The following is a 17,327-nucleotide window of genomic DNA, read 5'->3' on the forward strand; positions in this document are numbered from 1 at the left end:
AATAGCTCACGGAGTAGTCGATTTAGAGAAGCAAGGAGCCGAAGCCTATATTTTAGATTTGCGTAACAATCCTGGAGGCTTGTTGCAAGCGGGAGTAGACATTGCGCGGATGTGGTTGGACGATGGCACAATTGTTTATACGGTAAATCGTCAGGGTGCTTTGGGCAGTTTTGATTCTAATAGCGAAATTTTGACGGAAGATCCTTTAGTAGTGTTGGTCAATCAGGGTACTGCTAGTGCGAGCGAGATTTTAGCAGGAGCTTTGCAAGACAACCAAAGAGCTTTGTTAGTGGGAGAAAAAACTTTTGGTAAGGGATTGATTCAGTCTTTGTTTGAATTGCCCGATGGTTCGGGATTGGCGGTCACCGTAGCGAAATATGAAACTCCCAACCATACAGATATTAATAAGTTAGGCATCATACCCGATGATGTGATTTCTCAACAACCTATTACTTACAATCAAATTGCTACTGATGCCGACGAGCAATATCAAGAGGCTCTTAGATTGGTAACTTCCAAGGATAATTATTTGGCTAAAGCTAGTTAGTTATTAGTTATTAGTTATTAGTAGTCAGTAGAGCGATAGATCTTCAGGTGTTTGATATCGATCGCTCATCAAAAATCTATTTATTACTTGTACAAGTTAATTACTTTGTCAAATCAAGGTTAAATTTCAGTTACATTCTGATACATAACAAATTATTACAGAAACTCATTTTTTATCGGATTGAAGAGAGTTGATTCTCAATCAGAAAATTTTGCTACCAAAATATAAGGGTTTTGAAAGGCGAAAATATTTTTGGCACTGTAGTCCCTAAAGCCACATTCAATTATAGCTGAAACTATATTATTTGCGTTGTCAATTTTTTCTAGTTTGCGATTTATCAAGAAAAGTAACAATAGAAATTTTAAAACGATCGCTAGTTAAAAACACATAAATACTTATAGATAAACTCTCATCTCCGCAGCAACATAACGCTCGATCACTTTTTGCTACAATGGACTCCTGTAGTAATTGCTGCAACTGTTCATCTTCAATCAAAAGGTATTGCTTTTAATGCAAAGAAAAAGTTCTTTCAACTCCTCTCACATTATGTATCGTTCGGAAGAGTTGGTTTCGGCTGCTTCTAATCGCTATCGGATTACGGTACAAGTAGCCAATCGCGCCAAACGCCGTCGTTATGAAGAACTAGAAAGCTTTGACGACCCTACGATGAAACCAGTGATTCGAGCAATTATTGAAATGTCTGATGAATTGACTCAACCAGAAATCATTGGCGATTAGAGTTATTCGAGTTTTATAGTTTGGAACGTTTCACTAAAAGTGGGGATGGCTGGCGTATAGGTTGGCATCCTCACGGAGCTAAATATCGGGGTTTGATTGGCGGAGAAGATTGGGCAATCGAACTAACAGAAGCAGAGCTTCAAGATTTTTATCGACTTTTGCAACAATTGGTCGAGACGATGGCAGCAATGTCTGCCGAATTGATGGAGGACGAAAAGATTGCTTGTGAAGCAGAAACTGACCTACTTTGGATGGAAGTAGAAGGTTATTACGATCGCTATTCTCTACGTTTGATTTTAAATTGCGATCGCCGTTGTGAAGGTAATTGGAAACCAGATATCGCACCACAAATACTTGCAGGATTCAATTCTCTCGGTTTTGGCAGCTAATAAGTCGAGTAGTAAGATTATTCTGCTTCCCAACAGCGATCCAGCCATTTAATAGATTCTTGTCGCGATGCGTTGTGTTGTTTCAAAATGCTCCAAAGAAGAATTACTGTAGTTGGACTGTGTAAATATATCAACAAAGGCTCGTTAGTCGAACATTGACATTTGATATCTAGTTCTTGAAGACGGCGAAACACTTCCCAACGGGAAGACCATTGTGTTTCTAAAACATGGTCGGGTGTCCCTTGAGCCTGATTTAACTGATATCGTACTTGTTGTGGGCGATCGCTTTTTTTCATGTTTATCTTTCCTTGTTGGCATTGTTTTCTCGATAGATAGTTATCAAAGCAACAACACCAAGTTATTGAGAATTACAATCAATTATTTAACTTTAGGAATTATAACCTTTAACTAGTAAAGATTGTCAATAAGTAAAATTACAGTGGAACTTCTAAAAAAATAAACCGAGAGGAAAAATTCAGCATCAGCATTTCTACTTTTCTACTGGCAATCTGTTTGCTGTTGTTCGATTTTGGTTTGAATTCTGCTTGGCAAACCCCAAGCAGCGGATTTGGCTAGTCTTTGATATTCGCGATCGAAATGTTGAGCCACAGCATAGTTATTAATCACAATTAGAGCTTCGTCGTTTTGGTGGTTGGCGGCTTGCGACCAGTTTTGCGACCCTGAAATAATAGTTTGCCGATCGATCAGAGCAAATTTGTGGTGTAACTTGTCTCCCGATGCTATGTTTGCCAATCCAATATTTTCTAAAGGTGTCGTCCAAGGATTATTATCTGCTTCTTCTTGACAGCGGTAATAAGATGCAACCCCTAATAAATCTAGTACTTCGCTGTAGTAACGAAAGGCAAAGCTAGAATCAAACACTCCACTAATTGTCACTCCTTCTTGTTGCTTTTGTTGCAATCTTTTACTAATTAAACCGTCACTAAAAACAAACAAAGCTAAGTCGATGGAATTGTTCGCATTCTTAAGAACTTTTTCAATTAAGCCATTACTGCTTAAATGCCAATCTTGAGTACTAGAAATAGGAGAAAATTGTAGCGTAACTTCTGTATTTTTCCAAGCAAGAGATACTGGCGATCGCTGTGGTTTTGCCAAGCCAAATTGACCATTCCACATATAGTTAAATTCTACGGTAAATAAATCCGCTAATTGGGAATTATCAATCTGTAAAAGATGATTGACATTACCTCTAGTATTTGAATTCTTAAAATCACCGTGTATGCCACTTAAAGTAAAATTACTCGAACCAATAATTACCATTTGGCGATCGACAACTACAAACTTATGGTGCATTAAACCGCTACCCTTAGAACCATCAGCAGTATCGTCAATTACTTGAATTCCTGCATTATTTAAAATAAATAGAGCATCTCGCTGTTTTATTTCTGAATCACTCAAATGACCATTATTATCCAAATCTACTAGGGCAAAAAACTCATCATATTTCAAGCGATCGCGTTCCTTAAGATTGCTTATTTCCGATTTACTCAAGCCACTTAAAGGACGACTATAATTATTATCTAAAATGACTCTAACCCTAACTCCCGATTGATGTTTATCAACCAAAGCTTGGGCAATTAAAGGTAAATTCAATTCCTGTACTGCAACGTCAATGGTAGATTCGGCTTGTTCGATCGCTTCAATAATTATTGCTTCCAAATTATCCCCTTCCCGTTCTATTTCGCGATAGGGATCGATGTAAGTTTCCGACTCAGTTTCGCGATGATTAAAATAGGCTTTAATAAATTCATCCTGAGCCAAATTATCCCCTGTTGGAGAATTGCTACAACCAACAATGGCGATCGCAATACATAGCAAGAAAAATTCTCTTTTCATTGAATTGACGTTAGTTGCTAGGATTTAAGTAAAGAAATGTAAAGCAAAACAACGGAATGACTGCTCGTAAAATTATTTTTGGTTTAATTTGGCTCTCTCTAATTTCCTATAGTGTAATTTTTACTATCAATGGCTTTAAAACAGGCTCTCTAACTACTACAGAACAAGATTTCGATTTGATCTTTAAAATGTCAGCGATCGAATGGGAAGGTATCAACCCCATAATTATTGCCATTTTCTATATCATGGGAATCTTCCCGCTAGTATATGGGGCATTTATCCTTTTTGACGGCAAAGAAAGTCAAATCTCTCCCTATCCTTTCTTTATTGCTTCCTTTGGTTTGGGAGCGTTTGCTCTACTGCCTTATTTTGCTCTCCGTCATGCCAATGCTATTTCGCCAAAAAAAGAAAATATACTCTTAAAAATATTAGACTCTCGCTTAACCGCAATAATTTGCTCGATCGCCATAATCATCTTGGTTGTTTGGGGCGCAGTCAACGGCGACTGGTCTAGTTATCAAGAACAATGGCAACACAGCCAATTTGTGCGAGTAATGAGTATTGATTTTTGTACTTTATCTTTGCTCTTACCCGCAGCAATTTTAAAGGACGATATGGAACGACGGGGGATTCAAAATAGCAAGATTTTTTGGTTGGTGACATCAATACCATTATTTGGCAGTTTGGGTTATTGGTGTTTTCGCCCTTCATTAATCCAACAGTCTGACGACTAAGTTAAGGGGATTGGGGGATTGAGTGACTAGGTGACTAGGTGACTTGGTGACTAGGTGACTAGGTGAGTAGGTGACTGGGTGACTGGGTGACTGGTTGAGCGTAGCTACCCACTACCCACTACCTACTACCCACTACCCTAAAAAAAACGAGGAGTAAGTTATGGATTAGGTAAAATCAGCATCGCATCTCCAAAAGAATAAAAACGATAGTTGAGAGCGATCGCTTCTTGATAAATACTCAGCAAACGTTTTCTACCAATCAAGGCACTAACCAACATTAATAAACTAGAACCAGGCAGGTGAAAATTGGTAATCAAACCATCAACCACTTGCCATTCGTAGCCTGGATAAATAAATAAATCGGTTTTGCCCCGAAATGGCTCGATTGCTCCCGACTTACTTTCTTTAAACGCTCCTTCTAAAGCTCTTACCGCAGTCGTTCCAACGGCAAATACTCTTCCGCCTCTAGCTTGGGTGGCTTTGATTTTAGCCACGGTTTCTGGGCTGACTTCAATCCATTCCTGGTGCATCTCGTGGTTGAGAATTTCTTCCGCTTCTACAGGACGAAAAGTACCAATCCCCACGTGGAGAGTAATATAAGTTTGGTCTATTCCTCGTTCTTTTAATTTAGTCAGCAATTCAGGGGTAAAATGCAATCCCGCAGTAGGTGCTGCAACTGCCCCTGCTTTCTCGGCATATACGGTTTGATAGCGTTCCCCTGGAGAATCGTTTTCCGTAATATAAGGGGGAAGAGGTAACTGTCCGTAATCTTCTAAATAGTGCCAAATAGTCTTCCCTTCAGGTAGATCGAATTGTAAAATTCTGCCTCCCGTAGCGTCGTCGCGATCGACTACTGTAGCTTGAAGTTGAAATTTTCCTAAATCGCCATCCAAAGGATCGAAAACAATTTTTGCTCCAGGAGTGAAGCGTTTTCCTGGTTTCACTAAAGCCAGCCAGCAATTATCTGATTTTTCTTCTAAAAGCAAAATTTCTACTTGAGAACCAGAAGCCTTCCGTCCATATAGACGAGCGGGAATAACCCGTGTATCATTGAGAACCAATAGGTCGCCCGATTTAAGCCAATTAGGTAAATCGCGGAAAATTTTATGTTGGCAAGAAATCGGTGAATCTACTATCAGTAGACGGGAACTATCTCTAGGAGTAGCAGGAGCTTGAGCAATTAACTTTTGCGGTAATTCGTAGGTGTAACTAGAGAGTAAAAAATCCTCGTTCATGATAGGTAATGAGTTTATATTGGACGATCGTATTTGGGTAGTATCCCCTATAGCAAATTTAAAAGATCGGGTGCTTTTCCCCAAGCGCAATCGACCCTTTTTTTGTCAGACTATATATAGACTTCCTGAAAAATGGTGTTTATGGACTATCTTTATTTTTTGGCAAACGCCAGCGTTACATTAAGAACGATCGATTATCTCTTGCAAATGAAGCATACGGCAAATGCTTCATTGACCGTGATTCATCAAATTGATGGTTGGATTGTTAAAATTCGTTTCCCTCAAGCTCTCGAACCCAAATTGCACGGAGATTTTCGCGCTTTTATGTCAGAATTGGGCATCACTTACGATCCTGAAATGCGTTTGAAGATGGTGTTTTGGAGTTTGGAGACGGGACAATCTCCTGTTGAAGTTATGCGTCGCTATCAAGTTGCAGTAGTTTCTCACGGAAAACCCGATGTGAAAGACATCGAAGCTTTCCGTCAACAATTTACCAGAGGACTAGGATACTGTCCAGAAACTTTGGCTTAAGATTATTTTGGTTTATTCCTTTGGCGAGCAAACCATGTTTGTAGTTGTTGGCGACAAGATTCTGACTTGATTCCTGCTAGTACTTTAAGTCTATGATTGGAACAATAACTATCGGGAATATTGGTAACGGTACGGACTGCTCCAGTTTTTGGCTCGTCAGCACCGTAAACTAACATACCCAAACGGCATTGAATAATTGCTCCCGCACACATCGTACAAGGTTCGAGAGTAACATAAAGAGTACAGTTATTGAGATAGTAACTTTTCTGGATTTTGCTGGCTGTACGAATTGCCAGTATTTCTGCGTGAGCGGTAGCATCTAAGTCTCTTTCTTTACGATTTGTAGCTTGAGCGATTAAATTATTTTGACTATCTACAATTAGAGCAGCAACGGGAATTTCTCCTGCATTTTCTGCTGTTTCGGCTAGAGCGATCGCATATTCCATCCAGCGACTATGGGTTAAATAAGCTTCATAGTCTAATTCGGCACAAGTTTGTCGGACGAGGTGGAGTTGCGATCGCAATTTTCGATTCATGACCAGTAATTTGGCAAAAATATATAGTATTATCCATACACCAGTAATTTAAAAGCTATTACACTAAATGTACAACCCAGCCAGAAAAACATTTATTGAACAGCTTTAAGATGAAAATTACGGAAATTTCCCCTGTTTTAGCCAAACTGTATAATGCTGAAGAAATACAACATGACGTTGAAGAAGCTTGGCAAATTAAAAACGAACAAATCCATTTACTAGTATTGCTTTCAGAAGATCGTACTTGGCTGAGACTCTTGACTCCCATTGCAGCAGCCAGAGAAGCCCAATCACTATTGCCTCAATTGCTAGAAGATAATTTTGAGGCTACCCAAGAAGTGCGCTACGCTCTCGATCGCGATGTTTTGTGGGGAGTCTATCATCATCGTTTAGAAACCTTAGTTGCAGAAGATTTGGAAAATGCGATCGTATCTCTACAATTTTTGAAAACCAAAGGTCTATCTAATTCCTTTAATAAGCTAATTGAAAAACAAATTATTCAAATTGTCAGAGCGGCTAAAGCTCAAGGACAAAGTTTAGAAACTACCTATCAAACTATCGATCGCTTTTATCAAGAAGGAATCATGGGTGGTATAGATCAAGATCCCGCTCAAAGAGAGCAGTTTTTAGCAGCTTGGAAAATGCAGTTGGAAAGATTGTGGTCGGAAGTAGAAGTTTAATCAATAATTTTATGCCCAAGTCTAAAACTACCACTGCCACTAACAAGAAAAAAAATACTAAAACCAGAGGTCGATCCCCCAGTAAAGCTTTAAAAGAGCGATCGCTCGCCATCTTCGACTTGTTAACCGAAATTTACCCCGATGCCACTTGTAGTCTAGATTATGAAACTCCCGTACAACTTTTAATCGCTACCATACTTTCCGCTCAATGTACTGACGAGCGAGTCAACAAGGTAACTCCCGCTTTATTCGCTCGCTTTCCCGATGCAGCAAGTATTGCAGGATGCGATCGCGAAGAATTGGAAAGTTTGATTAGATCTACAGGTTTTTATCGCAATAAAGCTAAAAATATCCAAGGTGCTTGTCAAATGATTGTCAGAGATTTTGATGGCAAAGTACCCAGCGAAATGGAGCAACTATTAAAACTACCAGGAGTAGCCCGTAAAACAGCCAATGTAGTCTCCGCTCATGGTTTTGGCAATATACAAGGAGTTACCGTCGATACCCACGTCAAACGTCTCAGCAATCGCTGGAAATTAACTAAGTCCGACAATCCTATTCAGATCGAAAAAGATTTGATGGCATTATTACCCCAGGCAGAATGGGAAAACTACTCCATCCGCACCATTTATCATGGCAGAGCCATTTGCAAAGCCCGCAAACCTGCTTGTGAAATCTGCCAATTGACCCATCTTTGTCCCTCAGCACTAGATGGGTAGTGGATAGTAGGTAGTAGGTAGTAGTAGGTGGCTACGCTTTATCCAGTACCCAAGTCCTTCAGTCTCTCGTCCATAAACTCGTTATAGGTTATAGGTTATAGGTTATTTAATGTTCGTCTAGAATGCCAAAACCAGAGAAGGTACGATAGGGATCGCTATGCTTTGTCGTTTTCTGAATATCTTCCTTGATCTGATCCAGGTCGATATAGCGATCTGCCACGTTAATCAAACTATCGCTAGTCATAGAGCGCAAGCTAACTACTTCTACCCGCGCTCCACGATAGCTAACCGCATCAACTGCATAGGCTAAATCTCCATCTCCGCTAACCAATACAGCAGTATCGTAAGAAGAAACTAGAGCCATCATATCTACTGCTATTTCTACGTCTAAATTGGCTTTTTTCGAGCCATCTGGTAGTTGCACCAAATCCTTAGCAATGACTCGATAACCGTTACGACGCATCCAGAGTAAAAAGCCCTGTTGCTTTTCGTTAGTACGGTCTACTCCTGTATAGAAAAAGGATCTGAGCAATCTAGAACCTCCAGTTAAGCGATATAAAAGCTTGCTGTAGTCGATTTCAATGCCTAGTTGTAGTGCAGCATAAAATAAATTTGAGCCGTCGATAAAAATAGCTACACGCCCCCTATTTTCTAGAATTTGTTCGGGGGTAAAGATAGGGTCGCTTCCGAAATTATCCAACATTGTATTAAGCCTCATTTTTTTATGAAAAAAAGTATTCTATTTGGGTGGACTAGCCCCACAATTACTGACTGCTCGTGCAGTCAAACCAAGTATTCGAGTTTTTATGGGCGATAAGCCTGTCAGTATGGCTTTGCTAGTGCAATTTTGTAATTTGAATAGACTGTTAGTAACCTTATATCAGTAAAAAAATATACTGAGTTAAATTACTCGTCATAATTTAAGCTTCTGATGCCAATTCCAATCTAGAGAAGACAGGAGTGGCTTTGCCCAAGGTTTTAGCTATTTCTAATTTGCCCCACTGTGAATGAAGTAAAAAATCTTCGGCTGTTTGAGGATAATTTTCGCGATTAAAATCTCGATTGAACCCTAACTGCCGATATATATTGCTAGCAATCTCTGGTATTACGGGAGCTAGTAAATAAGCAGATAAACGCACGGATTCTAAAACAGAATATAAAATTTGCTCTATTTCAGTTTGTTTTCCTTCTTTGAATAAAGTCCAAGGCGCGCTATCGTCAATATATTTATTGCAAGCACGTACTAAAGCTAGAATTTCTTCACAGCTTTGACTGAATTGAAGATTTTCATTCATTTGGGTAACGCGACTGCCCAACTCCATACCTATGCTTTTTAAGGGATGATCAACACTATAATCATCGCTGGATAAGTTAGGTACGTTACTCTGACAATATTTTTTTAACATTCCCAAAGTACGATTGAGCGAATTGCCCAAAACATTGGCTAAATCGTTATTTAATACCTCGATAAAACGAGCTTCGTTAAAATCTCCGTCTTTACCTAGTTCGATTTCTTTGAGAAAGTAATAACGTACGGCATCCGCACCATAATTATTAACTAACTCCAAAGGATCGATCGTATTACCCAATGTTTTACCCATTTTGAGTCCATCTTTGGTCAGGAAACCATGACCGAATACTTTTGGTGGCAAAGGTAAACCAGCAGAGGCTAACATGGCTGGCCAGTAAACCGCATGGAATCGTAAAATATCTTTACCAATTAAATGCAAGTCGATCGGCCACCATTTTGATAGGGCATTAGCTAAAGTGGGTTCGTCATCTGGATCTAAGAGAGCAGTAACATAACCCAAAAGAGCATCAAACCAAACATAGATTGTATGTTTTTCGTCTACGGGAATCGGAAAACCCCAGTCTAGATTGACGCGAGAAATAGAAAAGTCTTTTAAACCTTGTTGGACAAAATTGAGGACTTCATTGCGTCGGCTGGCTGGTTGGATGAAGTCTGGTTGAGACTCGTAAAGCTCTTCTAATTGTTGTTGGTATTTAGAAAGACGAAAGAAATAGTTTTCTTCATCGCGCCATTCTGCTTTTTTATTAGTGTGGATGGCGCAATAATGGTCTTCAAGTAGTTCTCTTTCTTCTTTAAATTCCTCGCAGGATACGCAATACCAACCTTGCTGACGAGCGAGATAGATATCTCCCTGCTGCCAAACGCGATCGAAAAATTCATTGACGATCGCCTGATGTTTTTCGGCAGTAGTTCGACTAAAGCGATCGTATTTAATATTTAATTTATCCCAGAGAGACTTAAAACTTTCGACAATGCGATCGCAATGTACTTGAGGTTCGACATTTTGTTCCTCGGCAGTACGTTGAATCTTTTGTCCGTGTTCGTCTGTTCCTGTAATCAACAAAACAGATTTACCCTGCAAGCGTTGAAATCTGGCGATCGCATCCGCAGCCATGGTGGTGTAGGCGCTACCAACATGGGGTACGCCATTAACGTAATAAAGGGGAGTAGTTAAAGCAAATTTATGGTTATCAGTAGAATTAGTCATTATAAATTAACGAAAAATTGCTAGATTTTTAAAGGTATAAAACTTATGACCTTTGAAATTTCAAGCAATATATAATTAGACACTTTAGATGTCATACATTTATGTTGTTAAAATTCTAAGAGTTCGAGCTTAGAAAATTGGAGAATTTTATTTGAGTTTTGCGCTTATAGACCTAACCCATAAACAAGTATCAATTATCACAGAGATTTAAGTTAACGTTAAGGAAAATACTTAATAAATTTTCGATTTCGTTAACAAAGTCACATCTGGATAGAAAACTATCTGCTATCAATTATTGATTCCAGCTTAAATATAGCGTTCTAAATAGTAATGAATATAAAGTTTTTCTTAATCATGTTGGTTTTTTTGGCTGCTAGCAACAAATTGCACCAATTGATAATCTAGGTTCATGTTATCTTTTACACCTAACTTAATATCTCAATCTCTAATATCAGCCGTTAATCTTCAATTAACTTATTCTCATCTCGATCGTCTTCCCCAAGATGTTCCCGTCATTGTTGTTAGCAATCATCGTAGTTTTCTCGACGCACCTATCTTAATTAAAACGATCCCCAACAGTTTGAGAATTGCTTGTCATCATTACATGGGACAAACTCCCATACTCAAAGATATTGTTAATTCTTTGGGCTGTTTTCCTCTGGCAGAAGCAAATTGCAGGCAAAAGCAGTTTTTTTTACAAGCTTCCAGACTCTTGACCTCTAGGCAATGGGTGGGATTATTTCCCGAAGGTACTAAACCGATGCTCGAACCCACTTCCCCTAATGAGGTTGGAGAATTTCAACGGGGTTTTGCTCATTTAGCCTGGAGAATGCCCCTAGAACGTTTGGCTGTTTTGCCAGTAGCAATTACTTCTTTAGCCGAGACTGTTTATCCCACTGTTCCCATTCGCTGGCTGCAACCATTCGATCGCCAAGAGTCTTTCTTTGAAAGATCGGGATTGCACCCGATGTTAGTTTATCATCGCGTCAATGTGGCGATCGGGAGTCCCTACTGGATCGATAAAACTCAAAAACTACAATATAAAGGTAAGAAAGCTAAGATTCTCGCTACGGAATTAACAGATTATTGCCAGAATCAAATCATCGAGTTATTAAAGGTAGGAGCTAGTTAAACTTAGATAAAAGTGTCGAAAAGAAGATATTGACCGTACAAACCTAAAGAAAAATGTGTATAAATACTTATTTAAAACAAAACATTAGACAATAGCAACTATTAAATAACTTTAAGTTTTAATATTTTTCTTTCATTTTTTACCTCGTAACCTATGAATTTTGCTAGTAGCGTTGATTTTACCCAGCAGCCCATCGGCGATCGCAACAATCCTTTATTTATTTATCTTCCTGGGATGGATGGCACTGGAGAGCTATTTCAAACTCAAGCAGATAAGTTACTATCTTGCTTTGACGTACGCTGTCTGAGCATTAGAGAGGATAACTCTACCAGTTGGCAGACTTTAGCCAAAGATACAATAAGATTAATTGAGATCGAATTAACTCGTAAAACCAACAGGCAAATATATCTTTGCGGGGAGTCTTTTGGGGGTTGTTTGGCTCTTAAGGTAGCATTGTCTGCGCCACATTTAATCGACAAACTAATCTTGGTGAATCCCGCATCTTCTTTTAACCAATTTCCTTTATTAGGATTGGGGGCGGATATTACTCCTTGGCTTCCCACTTGGCTGCACCGTTATTCTGCTGCGGGATTATTACCTTTTCTCGCCAAACTCAATCGTATTAACGATGGCGATCGCCTTAAACTAGTGGAAAGCATGAAGTCTTTACCTCCCCAAGTAGTAAGCTGGCGTATATCTCTTTTGAGAGAATTTAAAATTGCCGAGGAACAACTACGTAGCCTAAAAATGTCTACTTTGATTGTAGCTAGCGAGTCAGATGCTCTTTTGCCTTCAGTAGAAGAAGCAAATAAACTTGTTTCCCTGATGCCGAAAGCCCAAAAAGTTTTTCTCCCCTATAGTGGTCATGCTTGTCTGCTAGAGACGGCGGTCGATCTCTACGATATTCTTGCCCAAGAAAACTTTATCCCGCCCAAGTCTAGCTTTCTCTTGAAGACTAAAAAACAATAACTAAAAATTATTCAACTTACTACGACTTAAAGAGTAACTTTCGCTTCTAAAGTCTTAAGGTATTCGGTATTAACCTTCGATTCTCTAACCAAAGCAATTTTACCCGTGCGGGCAACTTCGCGAATGCCAAACTTATTGAGCATTTGAATAATTGCCACGATTTTACCAGGATCGCCGACGACTTCAATGGTTACAGCCTCTTCGGAAAGATCGACAATACGGGCGCGGAAAACCTGAGTGATTTCAATCACTTCAGCACGATTTGCAGCATTGGCGTTAACTTTAATCAACATCAATTCTCTTTCGACACAGGGTTGGTGGCTAATATCCTGAACTTTGAGGACGCTAATCAATTTATATAATTGCTTAATTAGCTGTTCTACAACTTGTTCGTCTCCAGGTACGACCATCGTAATCCTAGATACTCCCAATTGTTCGGCAGATCCTACCGCCAAACTTTCAATATTAAAACCACGACGGGCGAATAAACCTGCAATGCGCGTTAAAACTCCTGCTTCGTCTTCTACTAAGACCGAAATAGTGTGTTTCATCATAGCCGAAAGATAGTGAATTGTTATAAGGTTAGTCTCTCATCATAAAATAAATTTGCCATATAGATAAGCAATAAATTCAATCGCCTAAAAACATGACCAATCTCAGCGTTAATCTCAACAAAGTAGCTCTTATTAGAAATACCCGTAATATTGGTATTCCCAGCATCGTCAAAATGGCAAAAATTTGTATTGATGCAGGTGCAAAAGGAATTACCGTCCATCCCCGTCCCGACCAACGCCATATTAGACCTGGAGATGTCTACGATTTGGTTGATGTAGTTAAAGATGTTGAATTTAATATTGAAGGAAATCCTTTAGAAATTTCTTTTATGGAAATTGTTCGCCAGGTAAAACCCACTCAATGTACTCTAGTCCCTGACGCACCCGATACTTTTACCTCCGATAGTGGTTGGGATCTGACTAAAGATAAAGAGCGTTTGATTCCCATTATTAAAGAATTACACGATCTCGGTTGTCGGGTTAGTTTGTTTATGGATGCAGATGTAGAGCAAATCGCCCTTGTCCCCGATACTGGCGCGTCAAGAATCGAACTCTATACCGAACCTTATGCCACTGCATATCGCGAGAATCAAGACTTGGATGCAACCTGGCAGCAATTTGCCGATGCAGCTAAAAAAGCTCAAGAATTGGGGTTAGGAGTTAATGCAGGACATGACTTGAACTTAGATAATTTAGCTAAATTCTGTACTATTCCTAATATTTTGGAAGTTTCTATCGGTCATGCTTTAACAGCAGAAGCCTTGGAAATGGGTTTTTACAATACCGTTAAAGCCTATCTAGAAATTTTAAATTAAAATTAATTGGTTTCTCTTGGGAATGACGATTTAATGAAAGTTGTAACCACATTTTCTTCTCCTGAATCGCTAACTTGAATCAGGGACAATTCCCCAGCAACAGATCCCGTAAGGTACATTTCCCCAGCGGATTCTCCCCCAAGGTCGATATTACCTAATATTTGTTTGGTTGCTGGATCGTAATTAAATTCAACATAATTCCCCGTTACCATTCCATCGACAATATTGTCATAACTGGCGATCGATTCTCCCGATGGTTGGTAAAAATTAACTCGCAATGAATCCAAACTCTTTGCTTTTCCTTTTCCTTGCTCTCTAATAACTTGAGTATTTTTCGCCTCATCATAGCTAAATATTGCTTCGACTTTATATCCAGTAACGGTATCGAATTCCATTGTCTGGGTAATGGCGGTGGCGGGAAACATAAAACATAAGTTGATAGCGATCGCAATTATTAGCTTTGTGACTAAATTAACAGAAAAATCAAGATACTTTGACATACTGAAAAAACAAGAATATTCGTGAGTCTCAAACTTCAATTCCAACAATATAACTAGCTATGGAGTACGAAAAAACTTTTTTATGATAAATTAAGAAATGTTACGCATAAAGTCTTTTTACTTGACATAAAGTACTTTAATAACTTTTTCGCAGAGGAGCAAAGTCTCGATGGTATTGGCGCAAACAACAAATATAGCCTCACAGTCTCTAGCAATTGATTTTTTTCAGAAGACCGTAGGTAGCTGGAATTCTCAAAGACGGTATTATAGTCTAGATAAAAATGTCGAACCCCAAGAAGTAGAAAGCATCCTCAACATTTCTTTCTTAGAAAGAGGATCGACAGAGTTAATCGAACTAGCTCAAAAACACGAATTAGAAGACTTAGAGGCTTTAGTTTGCGGTACTAAAGTGACTTGGGAAAGCAACTACACCAATCAAAATCGGAAACCTATTATTGGTGGAACTGTTTTTGGGATCAAAGGCAATATTCTATATCGCGATCGCGGTTTCGCCACTCCCAAACCAGTGACGGCGATTTATGCTTTTTCTAACCCCGACACTATGAGTTTGCGTACGGAATATAACTCTAATGTCTTTGAAGAAGAAATTAAACTCGTAGGTAGCAAGTATCGCACCAGACAGACAATTATCTCTCGTGCGGGACAAGAAATTACTATCGGTCAATATTTAGAGAAAAGAATCTGATATGCCTAATGTGGATCGGCTTTAATCTGTAGGTTATTAATCATTAGTTTTTAGTTCTTAGTTTCTAGTTCTTAGTTTTTGAGCTATTTTCAAGAACTGAGACTTTGATAAAAGCGATCGCTATTTAATATTGGTGATAAGTACTTAGTATAGGCATTGCGTACTATATAATACGGGATGTTTATTTAATCATCATACTTAAAACTAAGTTCGATCTTGAATATGGCGATCGCTAGAAATAGTTTTTTTAACCAAACATTTATCCCATCGATAATATTGGGAATTGCCTCTGGGGGAGTTTTGTCTGCTGTAGATAAAGCGATCGCAGAAACCCCGAAAGTATTCACAGATTCAACCATCCTCTCCATCAGCTTTGATGAATGCAAACAAAGAGCTATAACCGCAGCTAACTCGATGCTTGATGATCTTACCACCGCAGAAGAAAGGAATCTTCGCTTCAAAGTAACGGGAACGAATAAAAGTACGATAGCAGTTATATATTGCATTGAAAGAGATCGAGGAACAATTGCCATCATCACTACAAGTACCTATGGCAAGCAACAAGAGAAGAGAGCTTATTCCATATACCAGGGATTAACTAAATTGGTTACTTTAAACAAGTAACTAATCTATATTTTGTTCTACTTCTTGGTAAATTCGGACTTGTTGGCAGACAAAGATTTGCTCTTTAAGGGTCTAAAAGACAAAGAAAAGTGAATATTTGTTGTTTGAGATTGTAGATAAACTAACAATTGATTAATAAAAATTAGAATACCCAACATTTCCAATAACTCCTCGATTCTAGCTGCCATACCATAGGCGAAAGTATTGAATCCCCAGGTATCAGCAATATAGCCTCCGACCATTTCCATACCTATAGCACCGCCAACATAGATAGCTCCAGCTAAAATAAACATATTTCTGGTTTTGGCAGGTAAGTTTTGAATAAACCGCCTAAAGATCAAGAGAAAAATTACTAATAGAAACAAAGCGGGAACTACCCAAGCAAAATATAAAATTCCGCGAGCATTAATTGCTTCTCGTATAATAGGAATTAGTAGCTCATGAATGGCACAAGCTTCATCTACCGCCATGTATAGAAAAATATAAGATAAGGCTTTCCAGTAGTTAGTAAATTGTGCCTGTCTTAACTTTTTAACTGTGGCAATAATATACAGTAAATAACTGCAGAAGCCCAGAGTTAAAGCAGAATATAAAGAGGGGAAATTAGATTCGCGATCAAAATTAAAATAGTGGGGAATAATTTCACTACCATTAGTTAAGTTTAACCACTGGACAATTTCTCTCTCAATAATATTGCCAATAATCAACAAAACAATAAATCCTAACAAAAATTTAGTAACTTTTCGTGGAGACAAACTATAATCTGCTAGCTCTAGACGATTTGATAAATGGTTGTTGCTCATCAAAATATATTTTAAGTCTGCTAAATTTGCGATCCGTACCATAGCATTTTATTAATAAATGCTTAACCTATTTATAACTTTATACAAACTCAACTTATTTTTTACCAGCAGTGTTTTTTTAAAGTCTCCCAAACGAATTGCTGCTCTGGCAATGGTAATGGGTTTATCTCTTCTAGTTTATAGTCTTGGTCAACGTGCTTTACGTTCGGCTTTAGTTTCTGCTCGACAAACTATCCGTAACCAATTAGGTAAACTTACTGCATTTCCCACTTTACGTTGGGTTTTTCAATGTTTTATGTCCGTTCATCTTGTTTCCTTCGGTGGAGTTAAACAGATTAGTCATCTTACCAGCGAACGAAGTCATATTCTTCAGTTTTTTAATTCCTATTAATGTCGGATCTAACTCAATTTGACGGTCTATCCCGCAACGACTTACGCGCTTTTGATGTAATTGGCTATGATGTCAAAATCCAAGGGGGTGCTGGTGGCACTGTCAATACTAGCGGTTGGAGTGATGCGGAAGAAATTAACGTGGCTGATGTTCTTGAGGCTAGATTTTCTAGGAGTGTTATTGGTAGGAGTGTCACTAGAAGAATTGTTGACGTACTCTACGACTAACCTATCGGTATAGTCGCAGAATCTCGCAGGACATTAACCCTGACTGGCTGCGTCAAACAGACCCTAGACACTCGGCTAAAGCCTTCGTGCTTACTTTTGAACCCTATATTTAATGCTCCAT

At 38.7% G+C, this 17,327-nt stretch carries 23 protein-coding genes and 1 pseudogene; 14 read left to right on the top strand and 10 right to left on the bottom strand.

From position 1 onward, the window contains the following. The 3 genes from AC33VI_RS05235 to AC33VI_RS05245 all read left to right on the top strand — a co-directional run. A partial coding sequence (locus AC33VI_RS05235; protein WP_491781211.1) for a S41 family peptidase occupies positions 1-547 on the top strand: 547 nt, incomplete at its 5' end. A gap of 510 nt (positions 548-1,057) precedes the next feature. Next, positions 1,058-1,285 carry a DNA-directed RNA polymerase subunit omega gene (locus AC33VI_RS05240; RefSeq protein WP_491781212.1) on the top strand — a complete coding sequence of 76 codons (228 nt, stop codon included), beginning with the start codon at positions 1,058-1,060 and terminating at the stop codon, positions 1,283-1,285. Between the two features lie 20 nt (positions 1,286-1,305). Next, the gene (locus AC33VI_RS05245) at positions 1,306-1,674 is read left to right on the top strand and encodes a DUF1818 family protein (RefSeq protein ID WP_491781213.1); all 369 of its coding nucleotides are present in this window, start codon (positions 1,306-1,308) and stop codon (positions 1,672-1,674) included. Between the two features lie 17 nt (positions 1,675-1,691). On the opposite strand, the gene AC33VI_RS05250 is transcribed toward AC33VI_RS05245, so the two are convergent. After that, complete coding sequence (locus AC33VI_RS05250) at positions 1,692-1,970, bottom strand: Asr1405/Asl0597 family protein (RefSeq protein WP_491781214.1); 279 nt, start codon at positions 1,968-1,970, stop codon at positions 1,692-1,694. Positions 1,971-2,172: 202 nt separating this feature from the next. Next, positions 2,173-3,531: a phospholipase D-like domain-containing protein gene (locus AC33VI_RS05255; protein ID WP_491781215.1), complete on the bottom strand. Its 1,359-nt coding sequence runs from the start codon at positions 3,529-3,531 to the stop codon at positions 2,173-2,175. Between the two features lie 56 nt (positions 3,532-3,587). On the opposite strand from AC33VI_RS05255, the gene AC33VI_RS05260 reads away from it, so the two are divergent. Continuing rightward, on the top strand, positions 3,588-4,265 hold the full coding sequence (locus tag AC33VI_RS05260; RefSeq protein WP_491781216.1) for a DUF2834 domain-containing protein: 678 nt from the start codon (positions 3,588-3,590) through the stop codon (positions 4,263-4,265). A 158-nt stretch (positions 4,266-4,423) separates the two neighbouring features. Here the strand turns inward: AC33VI_RS05260 and queA are convergent, their stop codons facing one another. Continuing rightward, positions 4,424-5,500 carry a tRNA preQ1(34) S-adenosylmethionine ribosyltransferase-isomerase QueA gene (queA, locus tag AC33VI_RS05265; RefSeq protein WP_491781217.1) on the bottom strand — a complete coding sequence of 359 codons (1,077 nt, stop codon included), beginning with the start codon at positions 5,498-5,500 and terminating at the stop codon, positions 4,424-4,426. A 141-nt stretch (positions 5,501-5,641) separates the two neighbouring features. Between queA and AC33VI_RS05270 the strand changes: the two genes are divergently transcribed. Then, positions 5,642-6,031 carry a hypothetical protein gene (locus AC33VI_RS05270; protein WP_491781218.1) on the top strand — a complete coding sequence of 130 codons (390 nt, stop codon included), beginning with the start codon at positions 5,642-5,644 and terminating at the stop codon, positions 6,029-6,031. A gap of 2 nt (positions 6,032-6,033) precedes the next feature. On the opposite strand, the gene AC33VI_RS05275 is transcribed toward AC33VI_RS05270, so the two are convergent. Beyond that, entirely contained in the window at positions 6,034-6,567 is a 534-nt protein-coding gene (locus AC33VI_RS05275; RefSeq protein ID WP_491781219.1) for a nucleoside deaminase, read from the bottom strand. Between the two features lie 110 nt (positions 6,568-6,677). On the opposite strand from AC33VI_RS05275, the gene AC33VI_RS05280 reads away from it, so the two are divergent. Both AC33VI_RS05280 and nth read left to right on the top strand, forming a co-directional pair. Beyond that, positions 6,678-7,247, top strand: coding sequence for a CesT family type III secretion system chaperone (locus tag AC33VI_RS05280; RefSeq protein ID WP_491781220.1), 570 nt, complete (start codon positions 6,678-6,680; stop codon positions 7,245-7,247). 11 nt (positions 7,248-7,258) lie between these two features. After that, positions 7,259-7,966, top strand: coding sequence for an endonuclease III (gene nth, locus AC33VI_RS05285; protein WP_491781221.1), 708 nt, complete (start codon positions 7,259-7,261; stop codon positions 7,964-7,966). 106 nt (positions 7,967-8,072) lie between these two features. Here the strand turns inward: nth and AC33VI_RS05290 are convergent, their stop codons facing one another. Together AC33VI_RS05290 and metG are read right to left on the bottom strand one after the other, a co-directional pair. Next, complete coding sequence (locus AC33VI_RS05290; protein WP_491781222.1) at positions 8,073-8,669, bottom strand: LabA-like NYN domain-containing protein; 597 nt, start codon at positions 8,667-8,669, stop codon at positions 8,073-8,075. 217 nt (positions 8,670-8,886) lie between these two features. Beyond that, entirely contained in the window at positions 8,887-10,485 is a 1,599-nt protein-coding gene (gene metG, locus AC33VI_RS05295) for a methionine--tRNA ligase (RefSeq protein ID WP_491781223.1), read from the bottom strand. Between the two features lie 409 nt (positions 10,486-10,894). Here metG and AC33VI_RS05300 point away from each other — a divergent pair, with 409 nt between their 5' ends. Both AC33VI_RS05300 and AC33VI_RS05305 read left to right on the top strand, forming a co-directional pair. Next, positions 10,895-11,617 carry a lysophospholipid acyltransferase family protein gene (locus AC33VI_RS05300; RefSeq protein WP_491781224.1) on the top strand — a complete coding sequence of 241 codons (723 nt, stop codon included), beginning with the start codon at positions 10,895-10,897 and terminating at the stop codon, positions 11,615-11,617. Between the two features lie 153 nt (positions 11,618-11,770). Next, positions 11,771-12,586 carry an alpha/beta fold hydrolase gene (locus AC33VI_RS05305; RefSeq protein ID WP_491781225.1) on the top strand — a complete coding sequence of 272 codons (816 nt, stop codon included), beginning with the start codon at positions 11,771-11,773 and terminating at the stop codon, positions 12,584-12,586. Positions 12,587-12,612: 26 nt separating this feature from the next. On the opposite strand, the gene ilvN is transcribed toward AC33VI_RS05305, so the two are convergent. Then, complete coding sequence (gene ilvN / locus AC33VI_RS05310; RefSeq protein ID WP_491781233.1) at positions 12,613-13,137, bottom strand: acetolactate synthase small subunit; 525 nt, start codon at positions 13,135-13,137, stop codon at positions 12,613-12,615. Positions 13,138-13,232: 95 nt separating this feature from the next. Between ilvN and AC33VI_RS05315 the strand changes: the two genes are divergently transcribed. Further along, positions 13,233-13,955: a pyridoxine 5'-phosphate synthase gene (locus tag AC33VI_RS05315; protein ID WP_491781226.1), complete on the top strand. Its 723-nt coding sequence runs from the start codon at positions 13,233-13,235 to the stop codon at positions 13,953-13,955. A gap of 2 nt (positions 13,956-13,957) precedes the next feature. On the opposite strand, the gene AC33VI_RS05320 is transcribed toward AC33VI_RS05315, so the two are convergent. Further along, complete coding sequence (locus tag AC33VI_RS05320; protein ID WP_491781227.1) at positions 13,958-14,380, bottom strand: hypothetical protein; 423 nt, start codon at positions 14,378-14,380, stop codon at positions 13,958-13,960. 244 nt (positions 14,381-14,624) lie between these two features. Between AC33VI_RS05320 and AC33VI_RS05325 the strand changes: the two genes are divergently transcribed. After that, a complete protein-coding gene (locus tag AC33VI_RS05325) occupies positions 14,625-15,161 on the top strand; it encodes a phycobiliprotein lyase (protein WP_491781228.1) in 537 nt (178 codons plus the stop codon). A gap of 185 nt (positions 15,162-15,346) precedes the next feature. Here the strand turns inward: AC33VI_RS05325 and AC33VI_RS05330 are convergent, their stop codons facing one another. After that, on the bottom strand, positions 15,347-15,508 hold the full coding sequence (locus AC33VI_RS05330; RefSeq protein ID WP_491781229.1) for a hypothetical protein: 162 nt from the start codon (positions 15,506-15,508) through the stop codon (positions 15,347-15,349). A gap of 67 nt (positions 15,509-15,575) precedes the next feature. Between AC33VI_RS05330 and AC33VI_RS05335 the strand changes: the two genes are divergently transcribed. Beyond that, complete coding sequence (locus AC33VI_RS05335; protein ID WP_491781230.1) at positions 15,576-15,785, top strand: hypothetical protein; 210 nt, start codon at positions 15,576-15,578, stop codon at positions 15,783-15,785. A 17-nt stretch (positions 15,786-15,802) separates the two neighbouring features. Here AC33VI_RS05335 and AC33VI_RS05340 read toward each other — a convergent pair whose 3' ends face one another. After that, a complete protein-coding gene (locus tag AC33VI_RS05340; protein WP_491781231.1) occupies positions 15,803-16,630 on the bottom strand; it encodes a DUF8692 domain-containing protein in 828 nt (275 codons plus the stop codon). 52 nt (positions 16,631-16,682) lie between these two features. Here AC33VI_RS05340 and AC33VI_RS05345 point away from each other — a divergent pair. Both AC33VI_RS05345 and AC33VI_RS05350 read left to right on the top strand, forming a co-directional pair. After that, positions 16,683-16,979: pseudogene (locus tag AC33VI_RS05345) on the top strand (IS1634 family transposase); the annotation flags it as partial. Beyond that, on the top strand, positions 16,979-17,206 hold the full coding sequence (locus AC33VI_RS05350; protein WP_491781232.1) for a hypothetical protein: 228 nt from the start codon (positions 16,979-16,981) through the stop codon (positions 17,204-17,206). The pseudogene AC33VI_RS05345 and the gene AC33VI_RS05350, both read left to right, overlap by 1 nt. Positions 17,207-17,327: the final 121 nt, after the last annotated feature.

Source organism: Waterburya sp. (genome assembly GCF_058530065.1).

Excerpts from the sequence above, each read along its gene's own strand:
- AC33VI_RS05325 (WP_491781228.1), top strand. The coding sequence starts at position 14,625 with ATGGTATTGGCGCAAACAACAAATATAGCCTCACAGTCTCTAGCAATT.
- queA (WP_491781217.1), bottom strand. The coding sequence starts at position 5,500 with ATGAACGAGGATTTTTTACTCTCTAGTTACACCTACGAATTACCGCAA.
- AC33VI_RS05270 (WP_491781218.1), top strand. The coding sequence starts at position 5,642 with ATGGACTATCTTTATTTTTTGGCAAACGCCAGCGTTACATTAAGAACG.
- AC33VI_RS05250 (WP_491781214.1), bottom strand. The coding sequence starts at position 1,970 with ATGAAAAAAAGCGATCGCCCACAACAAGTACGATATCAGTTAAATCAG.
- AC33VI_RS05280 (WP_491781220.1), top strand. The coding sequence starts at position 6,678 with ATGAAAATTACGGAAATTTCCCCTGTTTTAGCCAAACTGTATAATGCT.
- AC33VI_RS05260 (WP_491781216.1), top strand. The coding sequence starts at position 3,588 with ATGACTGCTCGTAAAATTATTTTTGGTTTAATTTGGCTCTCTCTAATT.
- ilvN (WP_491781233.1), bottom strand. The coding sequence starts at position 13,137 with ATGAAACACACTATTTCGGTCTTAGTAGAAGACGAAGCAGGAGTTTTA.
- AC33VI_RS05350 (WP_491781232.1), top strand. The coding sequence starts at position 16,979 with ATGTCGGATCTAACTCAATTTGACGGTCTATCCCGCAACGACTTACGC.
- nth (WP_491781221.1), top strand. The coding sequence starts at position 7,259 with ATGCCCAAGTCTAAAACTACCACTGCCACTAACAAGAAAAAAAATACT.
- AC33VI_RS05305 (WP_491781225.1), top strand. The coding sequence starts at position 11,771 with ATGAATTTTGCTAGTAGCGTTGATTTTACCCAGCAGCCCATCGGCGAT.
- AC33VI_RS05240 (WP_491781212.1), top strand. The coding sequence starts at position 1,058 with ATGCAAAGAAAAAGTTCTTTCAACTCCTCTCACATTATGTATCGTTCG.
- AC33VI_RS05290 (WP_491781222.1), bottom strand. The coding sequence starts at position 8,669 with ATGTTGGATAATTTCGGAAGCGACCCTATCTTTACCCCCGAACAAATT.
- AC33VI_RS05300 (WP_491781224.1), top strand. The coding sequence starts at position 10,895 with ATGTTATCTTTTACACCTAACTTAATATCTCAATCTCTAATATCAGCC.
- AC33VI_RS05275 (WP_491781219.1), bottom strand. The coding sequence starts at position 6,567 with ATGAATCGAAAATTGCGATCGCAACTCCACCTCGTCCGACAAACTTGT.
- AC33VI_RS05255 (WP_491781215.1), bottom strand. The coding sequence starts at position 3,531 with ATGAAAAGAGAATTTTTCTTGCTATGTATTGCGATCGCCATTGTTGGT.
- metG (WP_491781223.1), bottom strand. The coding sequence starts at position 10,485 with ATGACTAATTCTACTGATAACCATAAATTTGCTTTAACTACTCCCCTT.
- AC33VI_RS05320 (WP_491781227.1), bottom strand. The coding sequence starts at position 14,380 with ATGTTTCCCGCCACCGCCATTACCCAGACAATGGAATTCGATACCGTT.
- AC33VI_RS05315 (WP_491781226.1), top strand. The coding sequence starts at position 13,233 with ATGACCAATCTCAGCGTTAATCTCAACAAAGTAGCTCTTATTAGAAAT.
- AC33VI_RS05340 (WP_491781231.1), bottom strand. The coding sequence starts at position 16,630 with ATGGTACGGATCGCAAATTTAGCAGACTTAAAATATATTTTGATGAGC.
- AC33VI_RS05335 (WP_491781230.1), top strand. The coding sequence starts at position 15,576 with ATGCTTGATGATCTTACCACCGCAGAAGAAAGGAATCTTCGCTTCAAA.